The 18,001-nt window shown below is 72.0% G+C and carries 16 protein-coding genes and 3 tRNA genes; 11 read left to right on the top strand and 8 right to left on the bottom strand.

What is annotated here, in order from left to right; translation table 11 throughout:
• Positions 1-27: 27 nt before the first annotated feature.
• Genes N864_RS10550 through N864_RS10540 form a run of 3 tightly spaced genes read right to left on the bottom strand, consistent with a single transcriptional unit; the run spans position 28 to position 3,449 of the window.
• Positions 28-1,578, bottom strand: coding sequence for a helix-turn-helix domain-containing protein (locus tag N864_RS10550; protein ID WP_034716287.1), 1,551 nt, complete (start codon positions 1,576-1,578; stop codon positions 28-30).
• Between the two features lie 33 nt (positions 1,579-1,611).
• A complete protein-coding gene (locus N864_RS10545; protein ID WP_034716286.1) occupies positions 1,612-2,868 on the bottom strand; it encodes an HRDC domain-containing protein in 1,257 nt (418 codons plus the stop codon).
• Positions 2,865-3,449: a DUF3000 domain-containing protein gene (locus N864_RS10540; protein ID WP_034716284.1), complete on the bottom strand. Its 585-nt coding sequence runs from the start codon at positions 3,447-3,449 to the stop codon at positions 2,865-2,867. Before N864_RS10540 ends, N864_RS10545 begins: the two co-directional genes overlap by 4 nt.
• Before the next feature lie 92 nt (positions 3,450-3,541).
• Here N864_RS10540 and hemE point away from each other — a divergent pair, with 92 nt between their 5' ends.
• Positions 3,542-4,591 (top strand): uroporphyrinogen decarboxylase, encoded by a 1,050-nt coding sequence (gene hemE, locus N864_RS10535; RefSeq protein WP_034716282.1) that lies wholly within the window; start codon positions 3,542-3,544, stop codon positions 4,589-4,591.
• Positions 4,591-6,264 carry a murein biosynthesis integral membrane protein MurJ gene (murJ, locus tag N864_RS10530; RefSeq protein WP_034716280.1) on the top strand — a complete coding sequence of 558 codons (1,674 nt, stop codon included), beginning with the start codon at positions 4,591-4,593 and terminating at the stop codon, positions 6,262-6,264. The genes hemE and murJ overlap by 1 nt, the downstream gene beginning before the upstream one ends.
• A gap of 2 nt (positions 6,265-6,266) precedes the next feature.
• On the opposite strand, the gene N864_RS23640 is transcribed toward murJ, so the two are convergent.
• Complete coding sequence (locus tag N864_RS23640; RefSeq protein ID WP_081793684.1) at positions 6,267-7,289, bottom strand: DUF4349 domain-containing protein; 1,023 nt, start codon at positions 7,287-7,289, stop codon at positions 6,267-6,269.
• 101 nt (positions 7,290-7,390) lie between these two features.
• Here N864_RS23640 and hemG point away from each other — a divergent pair, with 101 nt between their 5' ends.
• Positions 7,391-8,773: a protoporphyrinogen oxidase gene (gene hemG, locus N864_RS10520; RefSeq protein ID WP_034716278.1), complete on the top strand. Its 1,383-nt coding sequence runs from the start codon at positions 7,391-7,393 to the stop codon at positions 8,771-8,773.
• A 43-nt stretch (positions 8,774-8,816) separates the two neighbouring features.
• Entirely contained in the window at positions 8,817-9,518 is a 702-nt protein-coding gene (gene hemQ / locus N864_RS10515) for a hydrogen peroxide-dependent heme synthase (protein ID WP_205620918.1), read from the top strand.
• An 83-nt stretch (positions 9,519-9,601) separates the two neighbouring features.
• Here the strand turns inward: hemQ and N864_RS10510 are convergent, their stop codons facing one another.
• The 3 genes from N864_RS10510 to N864_RS10500 form a co-directional block, all read right to left on the bottom strand.
• On the bottom strand, positions 9,602-9,997 hold the full coding sequence (locus N864_RS10510) for a DUF1707 SHOCT-like domain-containing protein (protein ID WP_034716274.1): 396 nt from the start codon (positions 9,995-9,997) through the stop codon (positions 9,602-9,604).
• A 31-nt stretch (positions 9,998-10,028) separates the two neighbouring features.
• Complete coding sequence (gene msrB / locus N864_RS10505; protein WP_034716271.1) at positions 10,029-10,454, bottom strand: peptide-methionine (R)-S-oxide reductase MsrB; 426 nt, start codon at positions 10,452-10,454, stop codon at positions 10,029-10,031.
• A 174-nt stretch (positions 10,455-10,628) separates the two neighbouring features.
• Complete coding sequence (locus N864_RS10500; RefSeq protein WP_051518443.1) at positions 10,629-11,948, bottom strand: vWA domain-containing protein; 1,320 nt, start codon at positions 11,946-11,948, stop codon at positions 10,629-10,631.
• 210 nt (positions 11,949-12,158) lie between these two features.
• Between N864_RS10500 and N864_RS10495 the strand changes: the two genes are divergently transcribed.
• Together N864_RS10495 and N864_RS10490 are read left to right on the top strand one after the other, a co-directional pair.
• Complete coding sequence (locus tag N864_RS10495) at positions 12,159-13,328, top strand: alpha/beta hydrolase family protein (RefSeq protein ID WP_051518442.1); 1,170 nt, start codon at positions 12,159-12,161, stop codon at positions 13,326-13,328.
• A gap of 72 nt (positions 13,329-13,400) precedes the next feature.
• Positions 13,401-14,297, top strand: coding sequence for a PPK2 family polyphosphate kinase (locus tag N864_RS10490; protein WP_081793682.1), 897 nt, complete (start codon positions 13,401-13,403; stop codon positions 14,295-14,297).
• Positions 14,298-14,368: 71 nt separating this feature from the next.
• Here the strand turns inward: N864_RS10490 and N864_RS10485 are convergent, their stop codons facing one another.
• Complete coding sequence (locus N864_RS10485) at positions 14,369-16,009, bottom strand: acyl-CoA dehydrogenase family protein (protein WP_034716268.1); 1,641 nt, start codon at positions 16,007-16,009, stop codon at positions 14,369-14,371.
• Between the two features lie 54 nt (positions 16,010-16,063).
• Between N864_RS10485 and N864_RS10480 the strand changes: the two genes are divergently transcribed.
• The 5 genes from N864_RS10480 to N864_RS10460 all read left to right on the top strand — a co-directional run.
• Positions 16,064-17,266, top strand: coding sequence for a YihY/virulence factor BrkB family protein (locus tag N864_RS10480; RefSeq protein WP_034716267.1), 1,203 nt, complete (start codon positions 16,064-16,066; stop codon positions 17,264-17,266).
• 103 nt (positions 17,267-17,369) lie between these two features.
• Positions 17,370-17,442, top strand: a tRNA-Gly gene (locus N864_RS10475).
• A gap of 22 nt (positions 17,443-17,464) precedes the next feature.
• Positions 17,465-17,535: transfer RNA gene (locus N864_RS10470), tRNA-Cys, on the top strand.
• A 16-nt stretch (positions 17,536-17,551) separates the two neighbouring features.
• Positions 17,552-17,626, top strand: a tRNA-Val gene (locus N864_RS10465).
• Positions 17,627-17,722: 96 nt separating this feature from the next.
• The coding region (locus tag N864_RS10460) for a hypothetical protein (protein ID WP_034716264.1) at positions 17,723-18,001 on the top strand (279 nt) is incomplete at its 3' end.

The following is an 18,001-nucleotide window of genomic DNA, read 5'->3' as shown; positions in this document are numbered from 1 at the left end:
CGGCCCCCAACCTCCGCTGCATCTTCGTCAGATGTCGCGGAAGACCTCCACCGTGGCGCCCAGCGCGTTGAGGCGCTCGGCCAGGTCCTCGTAGCCGCGGTTGATGACGTAGACGTTGCGCAGCACGGACGTGCCGGGCGTCGCGAGCATGGCGAGCAGGATCACGACGGCAGGTCGGAGGGCGGGCGGGCAGCCCACCTCGGCGGCGCGCCACCGGGTCGGGCCCTCGACGATGACCCGGTGCGGGTCGAGCAGCTGCACCCGGGCCCCCAGCTTGGTCAGCTCGGTGAGGTAGATCGCCCGGTTCTCGTAGACCCAGTCGTGGATCATCGTGCTGCCCTCGGCGACGGCGCCGACCAGGGCGAAGAAGGGCAGGTTGTCGATGTTCAGCCCGGGGAAGGGCATCGGGTGGATCTTGTCGGTGGGGGCGTGGAGCGGACCTGCGATGGTGGTCAGGTCGACGAGCCGGGTCCGGCCGTTGGCCGAGGTGTACTCGTCGGAGATCCGGTACTTCATCCCCATGCCCTCGAGCGTGGCCAGCTCGATCTCGATGAACTCGATCGGAACCCGCTCGATGGTGATCTCCGAGTCGGTGACGAGCGCCGCCGCGATGAGGCTCATCGCCTCGATCGGATCCTCGCTCGGGGAGTACTCGACGTCCCGGTCGATCTCCGCGAGGCCGTTGACAGTCAGGGTCGTGGTGCCGATGCCCTCGATCCGGACCCCGAGCTTCTCGAGGAAGAAGCACAGGTCCTGGACCATGTAGTTCGGGCTGGCGTTGCGGATGATGGTCGTGCCCGGGTGCCGGGCGGCGGCCATGAGGACGTTCTCGGTGACCGTGTCGCCGCGCTCGGTCAGCACGATGGCGCGAGTCGGCTGGACCGCCGGGTCGCGGGTCGCCTCGTAGGCGCCGTGCGTGGCCAGCACGTGCAGGCCGAAGGACTTCAGGGCGGCGAGATGGGGCTCCACCGTCCGGGTGCCGAGGTCGCAGCCGCCGGCGTAGGGCAGCTTGAAGCTGGGGTGCTCATGCAGCAGGGGGCCGAGGAACATGATGACGGTGCGGGTCCGGCGCGCGGCGTCGACGTCGATCGCGTCGAGGTCGAGGCGCTCGGGCGGCACGATCTCGAGGTCGTTGCTGTCGGGGAGCCACCGGGTCCGGACGCCGATCGAGGCGAGGACCTCGAGGATCCGGTTGACCTCCTCGATGCGGGCCAGGTTGCGCAGCGTGGTCCGACCCCGGTTGAGCAGCGACGCGCAGAGCAGGGCGACGGCCGCGTTCTTCGAGGTCTTGACGTCGATCGACCCGGAGAGCTTGCGTCCCCCGACGATGCGCAGGTGCTGCGGTCCCGGGTAGCCGACCGAGACGAACTCGGAGTCGAGCGCGTCCCCGATCCGGGCCAGCATGTCGAGGCTCATGTTCTGCTTGCCGGCCTCGATGCGGGTGACCGCACTCTGCGAGGTCCCGAGCAGCTGGGCCAGCTCGGCCTGGGTGAGGCCCTTGTGGCGTCGGGCGTCCCGGATGAGGCCGCCGATTCGGGTCAGATATGGCTGGTGAGACACGCACGGAGCGTAACTCATATATGAGTTACGAGCGAGTCGACAGGCCGTGGGTCAGCCGGCGCGCTCGACGGGGTGCTCGTCGCAGGCGAGGGCGATGAGGGGAGCCGTGATGGTCACCTGCCACTCGCGGGCCCCGGCGGCCCGCAGGTCGCGCGCCACCTCCTCGGTGGAGGGCGCGGCTGGCCCGTCCCAGAGATACCGGCGCAACAGCTCGGGCGTCAGGAGGTTCTCGACCGGGACGACGAGCTCCTCGCTTACGGCTGCGATCAGCTCGCGGGCTCGCGCCAGTCGGGCGGCGGCCACGGGGTCGCGGTCGGCCCATGAGCGGGGGGGCGGGGGACCGGTGTGCGGCAGGCTGAGTGGAGGCAGCTCCTGCTCGGGCAGGTTGAGGGCAGTGGCGATCGCCTCGAGGATGACGTCCTGGTTGCGCCGGATCGACCGGGCGAGTCGCGGCTCCTTCGAGCCGACCGAGCGGGGCGGGCTGGTGTCGCGCTGGTGCTCCAGCGCGAGCTCGGCGATGGCGGCGTCGGGCAGCACGCGGCCCGGTGACACGTCACGGTGCTGGGCGATCTCGTCGCGGTCGCGCCACAGCTCTCGGACGATGGCGAGCCCGCGGCGGGTGCGCACCTTGTGGACGCCGGAGGTGCGGCGCCAGGGGTCGACCCGTGGCTCCGGGCCGGTGAAGGCGAGTAGGTGGTCGAACTCTTCGCGGGCCCAGCCGAGCTTGCCCTGCCCCTCGAGGTCCTCGGCCACCGCGTCGCGAAGGTCACCGAGCACCTCGACGTCGAGAGCGGCATACCGCAGCCACGGCTCGGGGAGCGGGCGCGAGCTCCAGTCGACCGCGCTGTGCTCCTTGGCGAGCCGGTAGCCGAGGTAGTGCTCCACCATCGCGCCGAGCCCGACCCGGGGGCGCCCCGCGAGGCGTCCGCCGAGCTCCGTGTCGAACAGCTGCCGCGGGTGAAGCCCGACCTCCGCGAGGCACACGAGGTCTTGCGTGGCCGCGTGCAGGATCCACTCGCTCTCGCCGATGGCCGCGTCGACGAGCGTGAGGTCCGGGCAGGCGACGGGGTCGATGAGCCAGGTGCCGGACCCGGAGCGGCGCAGCTGCACGAGATATGCGTGCTGGCCGTAGCGGTAGCCTGACGCGCGCTCGGCGTCCAGTCCGATGGGCCCGCGCCCGGCGCGTACCGCGTCGGCGGCCTCGGCGAGCGCCCGCGCGTCAGTGACGACGTCGGGCACCCCCTCGGCGGGGGCGGCGAGCAGCTGCAGCTCTTCGGGTGCGCCCACCGGCTGGTCGGCGCTGCTCACCGGCGCGGCCCCGGGAGCGGGACGACACCGTCGGGCAGCGGTGGGATCCCGGCGATCGTGCACAGCATGTCGGCCCAGGCGCGCAGGTGGTCGGTGAGGGCCTCGTCGGTCGGGGTCCACGAGGCGCGGATCTCCATCTCGACGCTCGCGCCGCGGTCGGCGAGCCCGGCGAAGCCCTCGCTCACGACCCGCGTCACCGTGCCGGCCTCGGCGGTCCAGCGCAGGCCCCGCCCCTGCAGGGCATCGACGAGCCAGGACCAGCCCACCGCTCCGAGCATCGGGTCGGCGGCGAGCTCGGGCTCGAGCTCGGCCCGGGCGAAGGTGACGACCCGCCAGGCACCGTCCCACGCCTCGGGAAGCGACGGGTCGTGCAGCAGGACGAAGCGACCGGTCGCGAGCTCGCCCTCTGGGTCAGTGGGGTCGAGCACGTCGCCCGTCAGGGCGGCCGCGTGCGGAGCGATCCGGCTCGGGGCCGGCACCTCCGTCAGGCGCACCTCGGGACGCAGCCGCACGTCGCGCAGGGCGGCCAGCACCCTCGCGAAATCCGCGCCGTGCGCGCCCGGCAGCGTCCTCGTGTGCACCAGACGAGCGTATGCCGCTCACCTCGGTTCTGTCCGGAGGGCGCGCCGAGCGCGTGGCCCGGCGCGCTCGTGGGGCGTGGCAGGATGATCCGGTGCCCTCATCTGCCCCGCCACGCACCCGGTCGAGCGACCTCGTCCGTGCTGCCCGCCGCGAGCCGGTGTCCCGGACCCCGGTCTGGTTCATGCGCCAGGCCGGCCGGTCCCTGCCGGAGTACCGCGCCATCCGCGAGGGCACGACGATGCTCGAGGCCTGCACCCGGCCCGACCTCGTGGCCGAGATCACCCTCCAGCCGGTCCGGCGCCACGGTGTCGACGCCGCCATCTTCTTCAGCGACATCGTCGTGCCCCTCAAGGCGGTGGGCCTCGACCTCGACATCGTCGCGGGAGTCGGCCCGGTCGTGGCCGAGCCGATCCGCACCCGGGCCGACCTCGACCGGCTGCCGGAGCTGACGAGCGAGCACGTCCCCTACATCACCGACGCGGTCCGGCTCCTCGTCGCCGAGCTGGGCGACACCCCGCTCATCGGCTTCGCCGGTGCGCCCTTCACGCTGGCCAGCTACCTGGTCGAGGGCGGCCCCTCCAAGAACCACGTCCGCACCAAGGCGCTGATGCACGGCGACCCCGACCTCTGGCACGCGCTCTGCGACCGGCTGGCCCAGATCTCCGGTGCCTTCCTCCACGCCCAGGCGGAGGCGGGAGCCAGCGTCGTCCAGCTCTTCGACTCATGGGTGGGGGCGCTCCCGCGCGCCGACTACGCGCGCTACGTCCTGCCGCACTCGACGAAGGCGCTCGCCGCCGTCGCCGACCTCGACGTGCCCCGCATCCACTTCGGTGTCGGCACCGGCGAGCTGCTCTCGCTCATGGGCTCGGCCGGCGCGGAGGTCGTCGGGGTCGACTACCGGGTGAGCCTCACCGACGCGACCGAGCGGATTGGCCCCGACCACGCGGTGCAGGGCAACCTCGACCCGGCGCTGCTCTTCGCGCCGTGGGAGGTGCTGCGCGACATCGTCGTCGAGATCGTCGACGAGGGCCGGCGCGCGCCGGGCCACATCTTCAACCTCGGCCACGGGGTGCTCCCGGACGTCGACCCCGACGTCCTCACCCGGGTCACCGAGCTCGTCCACGAGGTGTCCACGCGCTGATGGCCGGCGGGTCCCTCGCCCGATCGAGCCTCGTGATGGTCGGCGGCTCCTTCGCGTCACGCGCCCTCGGCGTCGTGCGAGGGGCGCTGATGACCGCGATCATCGGCACCCTGGCCGCCGGTGACGCGTTCGGCCTCGCGAACACCCTGCCCAACGTCCTCTACCTGCTTGCTGCCGGCGGGATCCTCAACGCCGTCCTCGTCCCCGCGCTGTCCCGCGCGATGAAGCTCGAGGACGGCGGCCAGGAGTTCACCGACCGCGTCATCACGGTGGCGCTCACCGGGATGGCGATCCTGACGGCGATCGTCATGCTCGGTGCCGGCTTCTTCGTCTGGCTGCTGAGCGGGGACCGCGGGCCGCAGTTCAGCAGCCTCGCGCTGGCGTTCACCCTCATGTGCATGCCGCAGGTCTTCTTCTACGGCGTCTACGCGCTCCTCGGGCAGATCCTCAATGCACGGGAGCGGTTCGGGGCGTTCGCCTGGGCACCGTTCGTCGCGAACGTCGTGGCGATCATCGGCCTGATCGTCTTCATGGTCGTCTACCCCGACCCGCACCAGGTCGACGGAGGCGGCCGGCGCCTGCCGCGTCCGCCCGAGGCCTGGACCGGGGGGATGATCTGGCTCTTCGCCGGGACGGCGACGCTGTCCGTCGTGGCCCAGGCGCTCTGGCTGGTCCCCGCGCTGCGTCGTGCCGGCTTCACGTACCGCCCGCGGTGGGGGCTGCGCGGGGTCGGGCTCGGGGGAGTGAGCCGGCTGGCCCTCTGGGCGTTCGCCGGCCTCGCAGTGTCCCAGCTGGGCTTCTTCATCAACACCGCCGTGCTGAACCACGCGGCCGGGTTCGGCACGGCCGACCGGCCGATCCGCGGGCCGCTGCTCTACCAGGTGGCCTTCACCATCTTCATGCTGCCCCACGCGTTCGTCGCCGTGTCCATCATCACCGCGCTCTTCCCCCGCCTCTCCCGGGACGCCGCGGACGGGGACACGCCGGCGCTCCTCGGCAACTTCCGGCGGGGCCTGACGCTCCCGCTGGTGGCGAACCTGCCGGTCATGGTCTTCATGATCATCTGCGCCCGGCCCCTCGTCGCCCTGCTCAACCCGGGCATCGACGCGGTGTCGATCGAGCTCGGCGGCTATGCCCTCACGGTGATGGTCCTCGGCATCATCCCGTTCGGCATCGACCTGCTGTGCTACCGCACCTTCTTCGCGCTCGACGACGGCCGCGCGCCCCTGGCCATGCAGGTCGTGCTCACGTCGGTGACCGCGGTCGCCGGCGGCCTGACCTACGTCGCGCCCCCGCAGTGGGCCCTCGGCATCGTCGCCGCCGGCATGACCGTCGGCAACATTCTCAGCTCGGGCACGGGCCTGTTCCTGCTCCGGCGTCGCCTGGGGTCGCTCGGCCTGAGCCGGGTGCTCGTCTCGACCGCGCGGATCGGTGTCGCGGCAGTGGCCGCCGCCCTCTTCGGCGGCGGTGCCTTCGCCGTCGTGTCGCCCATCATCGGCGACCTCGCCGACATGAGCACATGGCAGCGGGTCTTCGGCAACGGACTCGTCCTGGCCCTGTCCGGGCTCGTCTTCGTCGTCGTCTATCTCGGCGCGGCGGCCGTCCTGCACGTGCCCGAGGTCCGCGAGGTCGCAGCCCTGGTCCGGCGCAGGACGGCCCGCAGCCGGCAATAGCCTCAGTCGGCGGGGTCGGGCACGGAGGTGCGGGCAGGCGCGGGACGCCGGGCCCACCAGCGCCGAGCGAGGAGGGCGACGACGAGCAGCACCACCAGCCAGGGGAGGAGCACGGCGACGCCGGTGACGAGGGTGGCGACCGAGTCGAGCAGGCCGGACCATGCCTCGCGCAGCTGGCCGACGAAGCCGGTCGTCACGGGGGCGGCGGGCGTGGCACTCGTCCAGAGACTGACCGTGACGTCGGAGGTGCTCGTGCGGCGGTCGAGCGTGGCGAGCCGGCTCTCGAGCGAGTCGAGGTCGGCCTGCCGCCGGGTCACCTCGTTCTCGAGCTGGATGATCTGCGACAGGCTCGTCGCCTTGGCGAGCAGCGCCCGGGCCTGCGCGACGGCATCGCGCATCGGGCCGATCCGGGCCGACGTGTCGACGTAGGTGTCGGTGAGGTCCTCACTCTGGGACGACCGGTACGACACCGTCCCGATCCGCGACAGCTCCGTCACGAGCCCGTCCAGCTTCTCGGCCGGGACGCGCACGGTGAGGCGCGCCTCGTCGACGCCGACCGGCGGCACCGACTGGTTGGCTCCGGACCCCATCTGGGGACCGCTGGTCGGGTCCGGCGCCGTCACGACGTTCTCGGAGAGCACCTGACCTCCGGCCGCCGCGGTCAGTGACCGGACGTTGCCGCTCGCGGCCATCAGGTCGGACACCTTGATGCCGAGCCAGGCCGACCTGGCCAGCTTCGGACCGACCACGGGCGTGTCGGTGCCCGCCGCGCCCTGGGTCGGCGCCTGCTGTGGTGCGGCGCCCGGGCTGCTCGCCGCCGAGCCCCCGTCCTGGGCGGCGCCGGAGCGGGCCGCCACCTCGGGCCCGGCACCGATCGAGGCGGCGCTGCCGGTGCTGCCGTCGGCCCCGGACCGGAACTGCAGGCCGACCGGAAAGGCCACGGCGACGAGCAGGAGCACGGCCCACGGCCAGAGCCGCCGTGGGCGCCGGAAGGTCCGCAACGGTCCTCGAGTGATTGTCGTCATCGCACTGACTCCCTCCCCTTGGGCGCCGGCGGCGCCGTCACCCGTCCAGACACGCAGGGGCCCCGATTCGTTGCACCCGCGCGGGTGACAGAGTTGGCGCCATGGGTCTGCGCGTGGCGGTCGTCGGTGGCGGGATCAGCGGGCTGGCCGCGGCGTGGGAGCTGGTGCAGGCTGCTCCCGGCACCTCGGTCACCGTCTTCGAGGGATGGGGCAGCGTCGGGGGTCGGCTCCGGCTCGCGCCGGTGGCCGGCCTTCCGGTCGACGTCGGGGCGGAGTCGGTCCTCTTCCGGCGCCCCGAGGCGGTCACGCTCGTCGAGGAGCTCGGGCTCGCGAGCCGCCTCACGCACCCCGCGCCGGTCGGGGCCTCCATCGTCGCGGACGGCAGACGGTGGCCCATGCCGAAGGGCACCCTCATGGGCATCCCCGCCGACCCGGACGCCGTCGCCGGCCTGCTGACGCCTGCAGAGGTGGAGCGGGCCCGCCACGAAGTGATCGCAGGCCCGGTCGAGGGCGATGTCGCCATCGGCCGGCTCGTCGAGGACCGCCTCGGGCCCGCCGTCACGGACAAGCTCGTCGAGCCGCTCCTCGCAGGCGTCTACGCGGGCCACTCGCGGGCCATCTCGGCAGCGTCCGCCGTCCCCAGCCTGTATGCCGCTGGGCTGGCCGGGACGTCGCTGCTCAGTGCCGCTCGGGAGGCGGTCGCGCAGTCACAAGCCGCGTCGGCCGACCCGAGGCCGGTCTTCGCAACGCTGGTGGGCGGACTCGGCTCGCTGCCCGAGCTGTTGGCGCAGGCGCTCGTGACCAAGGGCGTGCAGATCCACACCGGCACCATGGTTCGCCGGCTCCACGGCGGTCCCGGCGAGTGGGTGCTGACGACAGGACCGACGATCGACGAGCTGACCTGGCGGTTCGACCGGGTCCTTGTCGCAACCCCCGCCGCCCCAGCCGCCCGGCTGCTGGCCCGGGTCGCCCCCGAGGCCGCGGCGCCGCTGTCGAGCATCGAGTACGCCTCGATGGCCATCGTCACCTACGCGTTCCCCACCCCGGACGCCGAGCCGTTCGTCGGCAGCAGCGGCTTCCTCGTGCCACCGACCGAGCCGCTCACGATCAAGGCGTCGACGTTCAGCTCGGTGAAGTGGCCCTGGCTCGCCGAGGCCCGACCGGACCTCACGTTCGTGCGGGCCTCGATCGGCCGACACGGGGAGGAGTCGAGCCTGCAGCGACCGGATGCCGAGCTGGCCGCCACCGCGCTCGCGGACCTCACCCGAGTCCTTGGCGCGGTCCCGGCACCGGTCGACGTCCACGTGCAGCGGTGGGGCGGCGCGCTGCCCCAGTACGCCGTCGGCCACCCGACGCTCGTCGACCGCATCCGCGCGGGACTGCCGCCGACGCTGGAAGCAAGCGGAGCGGCATACGACGGGGTGGGGATCCCCGCCTGCGTCGGATCGGGGCGCGCGGCAGCCCGCCGACTGCTCGAGAGCTGACCCGATTGGGAGCGCGCCGGTGGCCGGGGTGATGATGGGGGACATGAGTGACCGGTTGACCCCTTCCCAGATGCGCGAGATCAACGACACCATCCGCTACTCGATGTGGTCGGTGTTCGGGTCCGTCGCCCCGCTCGGCGAGGACCGCGAGGCGATCGCGGCGGAGTTCCAGGCGTTCCTCGAGAAGGTCCAGGGCGAAGGCGTGACCGTCCGGGGCCTCTACGACGTCGCGGGCCTGCGGGGCGACGCCGACTTCATGGTGTGGTGGCACGCCGAGACGATCGAGCAGCTGCAGGCGGCCTACCGCGGACTGCTCCGCACCGGCCTCGGCGAGACCCTCGAGCCGGTGTGGTCCTCGGCGGCCCTGCACCGTCCCGCGGAGTTCAACAAGAGCCACATCCCGGCCTTCATGGCCGACGAGCACGCCCGCAAGTACGTCTGCGTCTACCCGTTCGTCCGGTCCTACGACTGGTACCTCCTCGAGGACACCGAGCGCCGCGACCTGCTCGTGGAGCACGGCCGGATGGCCCGTGAGTACCCCGACGTGCGGGCCAACACGATCGCCGCGTTCGCCCTCGGTGACTACGAGTGGATGCTCGCCTTCGAGGCGGACGAGCTGCACCGCATCGTCGACCTGATGCGCGAGCTGCGGGCCGCCCGGGCGCGCCTGCACGTGCGCGAGGAGATCCCGTTCTTCACCGGACCGAAGGTCTCGCCGGACGAGCTCGTCGGCGCGCTGCGCTGATCCACCACCTGAGTCGGCTCAGTCGTGCCTCGTGACGACTGAGCCGAACCGGTCCCCCGGGCCTCGCTCCTTCGTCGCTCGGATTAGTCGTCGCGGCCACTGAAGAGCGTCCACACCAGCCCGACGATCGGGATGAGCAGGAACCACTGCCACTTGCCGGTGACGAAGAAGAGCGCCACCGCACCAAGCGCGACGAGGCCGGTTAGCGCTCCCTTGCGGGCCGCCCACGGGTCCTTCCCAGCGGGCAGCGTCGCTGCAGTCTCCGGCCGCACGACCGGCCGCTGCTGGTCCGTGTCCCGGGCCGGCGGCAGGTCGGCGAACAGCGCATCGAGGTCCGCCCTCGTCACGGCGTCGCCGGCGCGGCCGCGGCGGTCCTCATACTCGTCGGCATCGAGCCGGCCAGCGTCGAAGTGCTCCTTGAGGAGGCGCTTGGCCGCCTCTCGCTCGTCGTGACCCACCCGGATCTCCCCGTCGCTCATGCGGGCACCATACCGAGCGACGGGTGCTGGCCTACTCGGCCTCCGGGACGAGCCGCAGGCTGATCGAGTTGATGCAGTAGCGCTGGTCCGTCGGCGTGTCGTAGCCCTCGCCCTCGAAGACGTGACCGAGATGGGAGCCGCAGTTGGCGCAGCGGACCTCGACGCGGCGCATCCCGAGCGAGCTGTCCTCGAGGTACTCGACCCGGTCACCCGCCAGCGGGGAGTAGAAGGAGGGCCAGCCGCAGTGCGACTCGAACTTCGTGTCGCTCCGGAACAGCTCCGCGCCGCACGCCCGACAGGAGTAGACCCCCTCGGTCTTGGTGTCCGTGTACTCGCCGCGGAACGGCGCCTCCGTGCCGGCCTGGCGCAGCACGTGGAACTCCTGCGGTGTCAGCCGCTCGCGCCACTGCTCCTCGGTCAGGTTGAGGGCATAGGTCTTCTGCGTTTCGTTGGCCATGTCATCGCCAACGCCGGACGCGCGCCATTTGTGCCCGCCCCGCGGCGGGACGAACGTGCGTGTCGAGCGGGCGCGACGAGCCTCCTCCTCGCACGTGGGCTGGAGGGGCCGACGGCCGTCGCCGCCGGCCCCCCGAGACCTTTCCTGCCCGCCCAGCCCTCAGGGGCGAGCCGGCTACTTCTGCGCCGGAGGGACGGAACAGGTCGCGGACGCGGTGTTGCCCGCCGCATCCGTCGCGACGAGGGTCGCGTCGCCCCGGAAGCCGAAGTGCCAGTCCACGGCGCCGGTGAACGGGACGGCCGTCGAGCCGGAGCGGCCGGGAGCCTGGGTCAGCTTGAAGTACGTCCCCGGTGCGTAGGGGCCGAAGCTCGTGCCCGTGGCGTCATCCCGGATGGCGACCGAGACGCCCGCAAGGTTGTCGTCGGCAACCATCTGGAAGAAGCCCGCCTGCTGCCAGCCGCCCGGCGTCCGCCCCGAAGGGTTGACGCCCGGTCCGCAGGCGACCGTCGGCGGCGTCACGTCGTTGACGCCGATCGCCACCCGCTGGACGAACTCGTCGCCGGCGTCGGCGCCGTTGAGCTTGAACCTCGTCGTGCACGTCAGCGTGCTGCCCTGCCGGGCATCCGGTGCCACCGAGATCGTCTCCTCGAGCACGAGGTCGCTGCCACTCTGCACCGTCCGGGGCAGCGACAGGCTGAAGCTCACACTCAGGCCGGGATCGCACGCCGTTTCCGCCGTCACCGTGACGGGCAGGTTCGTCAGCCCCTCGAGGATCGCCTGCGAGAGGTTGCCGGCCGCGACGCTCGGGAAGAACTGCCCGCCCGTCGCCGACGTCACGGCGGTGGCCTGCCCAGTGGCGTTGAGGCCGTCCCCGCCGGCAACGTTGATCGCGACCACCTTGGCACTGACGCCCTGCAGCGAGGTGACGGCATCGGCCAGGGTGTGGCCCAGGCTCGGGTCGTGGCCGCTCGCGTCACCGAACCAGACGACGACCCGCGAGGATCCCGGGCGGAAGCTGATGCGGTTGCCGCCGGCACCGATCTGCCACAGCGCGTTCAGCTGCGCCTCGGGACCATCACCGCCGCCGCCGGCGCTGATCGCGTTGATGGCGGCCTGCGCCGCGGCCGGGTCACCGGTGAGGTCGCTGCGAACGGTGAAGACGCTGGCGCCGTCCGAGACGTCCTTGTAGTCGGCGACGGCGAACTGCGCGTCGGCCTGCGCGGCCTTGACTGACGAGACGATCGTGCTCAGCTGCGACTGGACGTTCGCGATGGCCGGCCCCATGCTTCCGGTGGAGTCGACGACGAGGACGACGTCAGGTCGGGGCGGGATGACGGGCGTCGAGACCGTCTTGGTGACGTGGATGCTCGACCCGGGGTCGAGGTTGTCGTCGACGGTGGGCGGGTTGACCCCCGCCATGGCCATCGACGGCGCAGCTCCGAGGAACGCCGTCGCGAGGACGGCGAGCAGACTGCGGCGCAACGTGGTTGGCATGATGCGTTACCTCCTGGTGCGGTGAGTTGAGTACGGTCCGCGCATGACGAGGCGGACCGCTGCCACGCGAGTCGCGGGTGGCAGGACGAGGCCGGCTGGCCGAGAAGGCGCGCGCTCCGCGGCCTTCACCTCATGAGAGCCGGCTGCGAGCCACCTGATACGTCCCGGTATGTCCCCTCGACGGGGCGCCGGCGGCTGAGAGGATGAGGCGTGCCCTTGCCCAAGCTGGTCTCGCGACCACTCGTCCTCGCCGGAGTGGCGGGTGGCGGCGCCCTGGTCGGGGCGGCCGGCGGCTCGGTGGCGGCCGGTGCCTACTTCGCCCGCAAGGTGCTGACGCCTGACGAGGAGCAGCCCGATGACGTCATGATCCTCGCGCGCCGCAACCACGAGGTGACCCTCGGCCTCACTCCGGAGACGGTCGTGCCGGGTCGTTACGGGTTGTGGCTCGACGGTGGCGCGGGGCACGCCCGGCTCGGTCGGATCCTCCGGCTCGACGGCGAGTCCGTGACCAGGGAGCTGGTCGCCCTCGACCGAGGGCGCATCCGGCCGGGGCCCGCTCGGTGGAACCAGTACTGGTACTGGGACCGGCCGAGCGTCAGCATGGGGGTCCCGGACGAGGACGCGGTCATCCTCACCGAGCTGGGGCCGGTGCCCGCCTGGATCGTCCGTCCCGCGGGCGGAGTCGGGAACGGGACATGGGCCGTCCTCATCCACGGCCGGGGTGCCCGCAAGGAGGAGACGCTGCGCGCTGTCCCGGTGCTGCGCAGACACGGCGTCACCTCGCTCGTCGTCGGCTACCGCAACGACCGCGACGCGCCGAGAGGGCCGGACGGGCGCTACACCCTGGGGATGTCCGAGTGGCGCGACGTCGACGCTGCGCTGCGCCACGCCGTGCGCCGGGGAGCCCGACGCCTGGTGCTGCTCGGGTGGTCGATGGGCGGGGCGATCGCCCTGCAGGTCCTCGACAACTCACCCGTGCGCGACCGCATCGTCGGGGTGGTCCTCGACTCCGCGGTCCTGGACTGGGCTGCCGTCCTGCGTCACCACGCCCGCCTCCAGCGCGTGCCGAGCTGGGTGGTCGCCGTCACGACGGGCCTGATGGGCATGTCGCGGGCCGGGGGGCTCGTCGGCGTCCGTGAGCCGATCGACGTCAGCCGGACCGACTGGGTAAGGCGCTCGGACGAGCTGGACCGGCCGCTCCTCGTGATCCACTCCGACGGCGACGACTTCGTCCCCATCGGCCCCGCTGCTGAGCTGGCTCGGCGCCGGCCGGACATCGTGCGGTTCGAGCGGTGGGACGTCGCCCGGCACTGCCGCGAGTGGAACTACGACCCCCAGCGGTGGGACCGAGTGGTGGGGGAGTTCCTCACCTCGCTCTGACAGGGGTCGTCGCGGTCTGGACTCCGCGCGTCCAGCAGGTGCGGTGCGGGGGAAGGCGGCAGGATGTCAGGCATGGCCAGGACCAAGCACAGCGACCGCGCGGCGAGCAGGCGACCCGTCAAGACGGACGAGCCCTCCCTCGGCGGGTTCCGGGAGGCGTTGCGGGTCGGGGCGGACTTCGCGCTGAGCGACGTCGACACGCACGGCACTCCCAACTACGACGGCGGCAAGCAGGACGGGAAGCGCGACCTCGGCACGGCGGAGGCCGAGCAGTCCGACCTGCTCGAGCGGCTCTACGCGGAGTCCACCGCCGGGGCCAAGCGCGCGGTCCTGCTCGTCGTGCAGGGGATGGACACGTCCGGCAAGGGCGGCGTCATGCGGCACGTCGTCGCGGTGAACCCGGAGGGGATCAAGGCCACCGCCTTCAAAGCCCCGACCGAGGAGGAGCTCGCGCACGACTTCCTCTGGCGCATCCGCAAGGCGCTACCCATGGCGGGCCAGCTCGGCGTCTTCGACCGGTCGCACTACGAGGACGTCCTGGTCGTGCGCGTCCACGATCTCGTGCCGGAGGAGGAGTGGTCGACCCGGTACGAGACCATCAACGCCTTCGAGCGCGAGGTCGTCGACTCGGGCACGACCATCGTCAAGGTGATGCTCCACGTCTCGAGCGCGGAGCAGAAGGAGCGGCTCATGGAGCGGCTTGACCGACCCGACAAGTACTACAAGTACAACCCCGGCGACGTCGACGAACGCAAGCGGTGGCACGGCTACATGGAGGCCTACCAGGCCGCGCTGACGAAGTGCTCCACGGACGCAGCGCCGTGGTACGTCGTCCCCGCCGACCGCAAGTGGTACGCGCGGCTCGCCGTGCAGCAGCTGCTCCTCGAGACGCTGCGCGACATGGACCTGACCTGGCCGGCAGCCGACTTCGACGTGGCGGCCGAGAAGGCGCGGCTGGCGGCGACCTGACCGCCGAGCGGCCGCATCGGCCGGGCCCGGGAGCAGTGCCCAGCACCGAAGCGGGAACCAGCCGGGCCGGATCACCCCGCCCGGTCGATGATCGGGCCCACCGTGCCAGCGAGGTCGACGGGTAGCGACCCGAACGTGCCGCCGCGCCGGCCGCCCAGGCGACTGGCGAGGAACGCCTCGGCGACGGGGCCGGGGGAGTGTTCGACCAGCAACGCGGCCTGCAGCGCCAACGCCAACCCCTCGACGACGGAGCGGGCTCCGAAGGCGGCGGCGGGGGAGTCGGCGTCGAGTGAACGAGCTTGCAGCAGAACGGAGTCGGTGAAGTCGTCTAGCTCCCGGCTGCGACCGCGCACCACGTGCAGCTCCTTCGTGAGGGCCTCGAGGCTGGCCGGCTCGCGCGTCACGGCGCGGATGACGTCGAGGGCGTTGACGTTGCCGGAGCCCTCCCAGATCGAGTTGAGCGGCGCCTCGCGGTAGAGGCGCGCCAGCCCGTTCTCCTCGACGTAGCCGTTGCCGCCCAGGCACTCGAGCGCCTCGGCGACCATCGGCGCGGTGCGCTTGCACACCCAGAACTTGCCGACCGCGACCCCGAGGCGGACGAGGTCGGTCTCGCCGTCGTCGACGGCGTGGGCGAGGCGCATCCCGAGCAGCGTGGCCGCCTCGGCCTCCAGCGCGAGGTCGGCGAGGACGTTGCGCATGAGCGGCTGGTCGATGAGGGCGAGCCCGAACGCCTGCCGGTAGCGGGCGTGGTGCACCGCCCGGGCGAGGGCGTCGCGCATGGTCGCCGCCGAGCCGAGAATGCAGTCGAGCCGGGTGGCGCCGACCATGTCGATGATGGTGCGCACACCTCGTCCCTCGGGCCCGAGCCGGCTGCCCCAGGTGCCGTCGAACTCCACCTCGCTCGAGGCGTTGGAGTGGTTGCCCAGCTTGTCCTTGAGCCGCTGGATGGCGAAGGGGTTGCGGGTCTCGTCGTCGAGCACCCGCGGCACGACGAAGCAGGTCAGGCCGCCGGGCGCCTGCGCCAGGACGAGGAACACGTCGCTCATCGGTGCCGAGCAGAACCACTTGTGCCCGCGCAGCCGGTAGGTCTCGCCCGGCAGCGGGCCACCGTCCACCGGCACGGCCTCGGTCGCGTTGGCCCGCACGTCGCTGCCACCCTGCTTCTCCGTCATGCCCATCCCGGAGATCGCGCCGGACTTCCGGTCGACCGGCCGCAGCCCGAAGTCGTAGGCGCGGCTCGCGAGCTTCGGCAGCCAGCGCGACGCGAGGCGCGCGTCATGTCGCAGCGCCGACCCAGCGGCATACGTCATCGAGACGGGGCAGCCGTGGCCGGCCTCGACGCGCGACCACATGAGGAAGCCCGCCGCCCGTCGCGCGTGCGCCCGGCTGCCTGCCGGCATGGTCCACGGCTCGGCCGTGAGGCCCGCGCCGACCGCCTGCGTCATGAGCCAGTGCCACGAGGGGTGGAACTCCACCTCGTCGATGCGCTGGCCCCGGGGGTCGTGCGTGTGCAGGATGGGCGGGTTGCCGTCCGCGAGGCGCCCGTGTTCGAGCGCCTCAGGGGCGCCGCCCAGCCGGCCCAGCTCCCGCAGCCCTCCGATGTCGGCGGGGTCGGCCCACCGGTCGACGGCCTCGGCCAGCGCGGGATCCTGCTCGAGCAGGTGATGGCCGGCGAAGGGCGGCACCTGGTTGGACACGACGTGGGTTCGCACGACTCGAGCCTAGGTCGTCGGCGCGCCGGGCCGGCCCGGATAGCCTCAGCGGTGATGGAGGTCAAGAGACGGGTCCGCGGGGCCCTCGTCCACGTGCCCGGGGCGATGACCACGGCGCGCCTGACTCTGGAGACCGTCCGCGCCTGCCTGCGCTACCGCGTCACCGGGCTGGCCTCGGAAGCAGCCTTCTTCATGCTCCTGTCGCTGCCGCCCCTCGTGCTGGGACTCTTCGGCGGGGTCGGCTACGTCGGCTCGCTCCTCGGACCGGACACCGTCCAGCGAGTCGTGGAGGCCGTCAGCACGTATGCCGCCCGCTTCCTCTCGCAGGAGACGCTCGACCAGCTGCTCCTGCCGACCGTCGACGAGGTGCTGCGCACCGGACGTGCCGACCTCATCTCCGTCGGCTTCCTGCTGTCGCTGTGGTCGGGGTCGCGGGCGCTCAACGTCTTCGTCGACACCATCTCCATCATGTACGGCCAGAGCGGCGTGCGCGGCATCATCCGGACGAGGGCCCTGTCGCTGTCCCTCTACTCGGTCGGGGTGGTCGTCGCCGTCATCATCATGCCGCTTGTGCTGCTCGGGCCCGAGATCATCGGAGGGTGGCTGCCGGAGCAGTTCGAGGTCGTCATGATCGCCTACTGGCCCCTCGTCCTGGTGCTGACGATCGCGACGCTGACGACGATCTACCACATCGCCACGCCGCGACGGGCGCCGTGGTGGCGCAACCTCCCGGGGGCGGTCCTCGCCTTCGCGATCTGGATCGTCGCCTCGATCGTGGTCCGAATCTCCATCGAGGCGTCCCTCGGTGGGGCCTCGATCTACGGCCCGCTCAGCACCCCGATCGTCCTGCTCATCTGGCTCTACGTGCTCGCCATCGCGATCCTCATCGGTGCGGGACTCAACGCGGCGACCCGCGTGCTGTGGCCCGCGACGCTCCACGAGGGCACCGGCCGCCGGATCCTCGCCTGGGCCAAGGACGGAGCCGAGAACCTGCTCACGCGCGGAGAAAGTGAGGGCGAGACCGGGCAACGGGACGGCGAGCCACCCGCCCGGGCCCCCCGTGCTTCCGGCGCGCCAGGTGCCTCCGGTGCGGAGCGTCCCGGGCCGGTCATGGCCGGCGCAACCGCCCGGGAGGAAGCGGACGGCGCGGACACGCAGCGGGCCCGTGAGCAGCAGTTCGAGCACCGCGAGCGCTCGGCCCTGGCCGAGGCGATCGAGCGTGGGCTACGGCGCGGAGTCGGCTCCGACAAGGACTGATTCGCGGTCGGCCGGAGCCGTCGCCAGCCGGTTTTGTGGATCACCGAGTGATCCGCTAATGTCTACCAAGCACCGAGCGGGAAGTTACACGGTTGGTGTTCGTGCGGACGTAGCTCAGTTGGTAGAGCGCAACCTTGCCAAGGTTGAGGTCGCCGGTTCGAGCCCGGTCGTCCGCTCGGAGGGCAACTTGCCTTCGACGGTGGAGTGGCCGAGAGGCGAGGCAGCGGCCTGCAAAGCCGCGTACACGGGTTCAAATCCCGTCTCCACCTCTCGACTCAACACCCCGGGCGATTGGCGCAGTGGTAGCGCGCTTCCTTGACACGGAAGAGGTCACTGGTTCAAACCCAGTATCGCCCACCAACGGAAAACGGCCCCCGGCCTGCGGAAACGCGGAGTCGGGGGCCTTTCTCATTCGACTCCGTGGACCAGAACAGGACCACGAATGAAGGAGTCGATATGCAGGACACGAGCACTCAAGCGATCAGCAACCCGACCACGCCGGCCGCGGCGCTGGCACGGGTCGACATCACGGCCCGGGCGATGGCACACGCGGCCCGCGACAACGCGGACCCGACCGACACCTACCGGGCGTTCTTCGATGCTCTCCGCGTGGTCGCGGACATGCTCGACTGCCCGCTCGGCGTCGTGCTGAGCGAGGTATCCGCGATGGACGAGACGACAGCCAGAATCCGGCGCGATCTGCAGCGGCGCGGCGTCATCCCCGAGGACGTCACC

Source organism: Intrasporangium chromatireducens Q5-1 (assembly GCF_000576575.1).
GTDB lineage: Bacteria > Actinomycetota > Actinomycetes > Actinomycetales > Dermatophilaceae > Intrasporangium_A > Intrasporangium_A chromatireducens.
The sequence above is the reverse complement of the archived record's forward strand: the minus strand, read 5'-3'. Positions and strand labels throughout refer to the sequence as shown.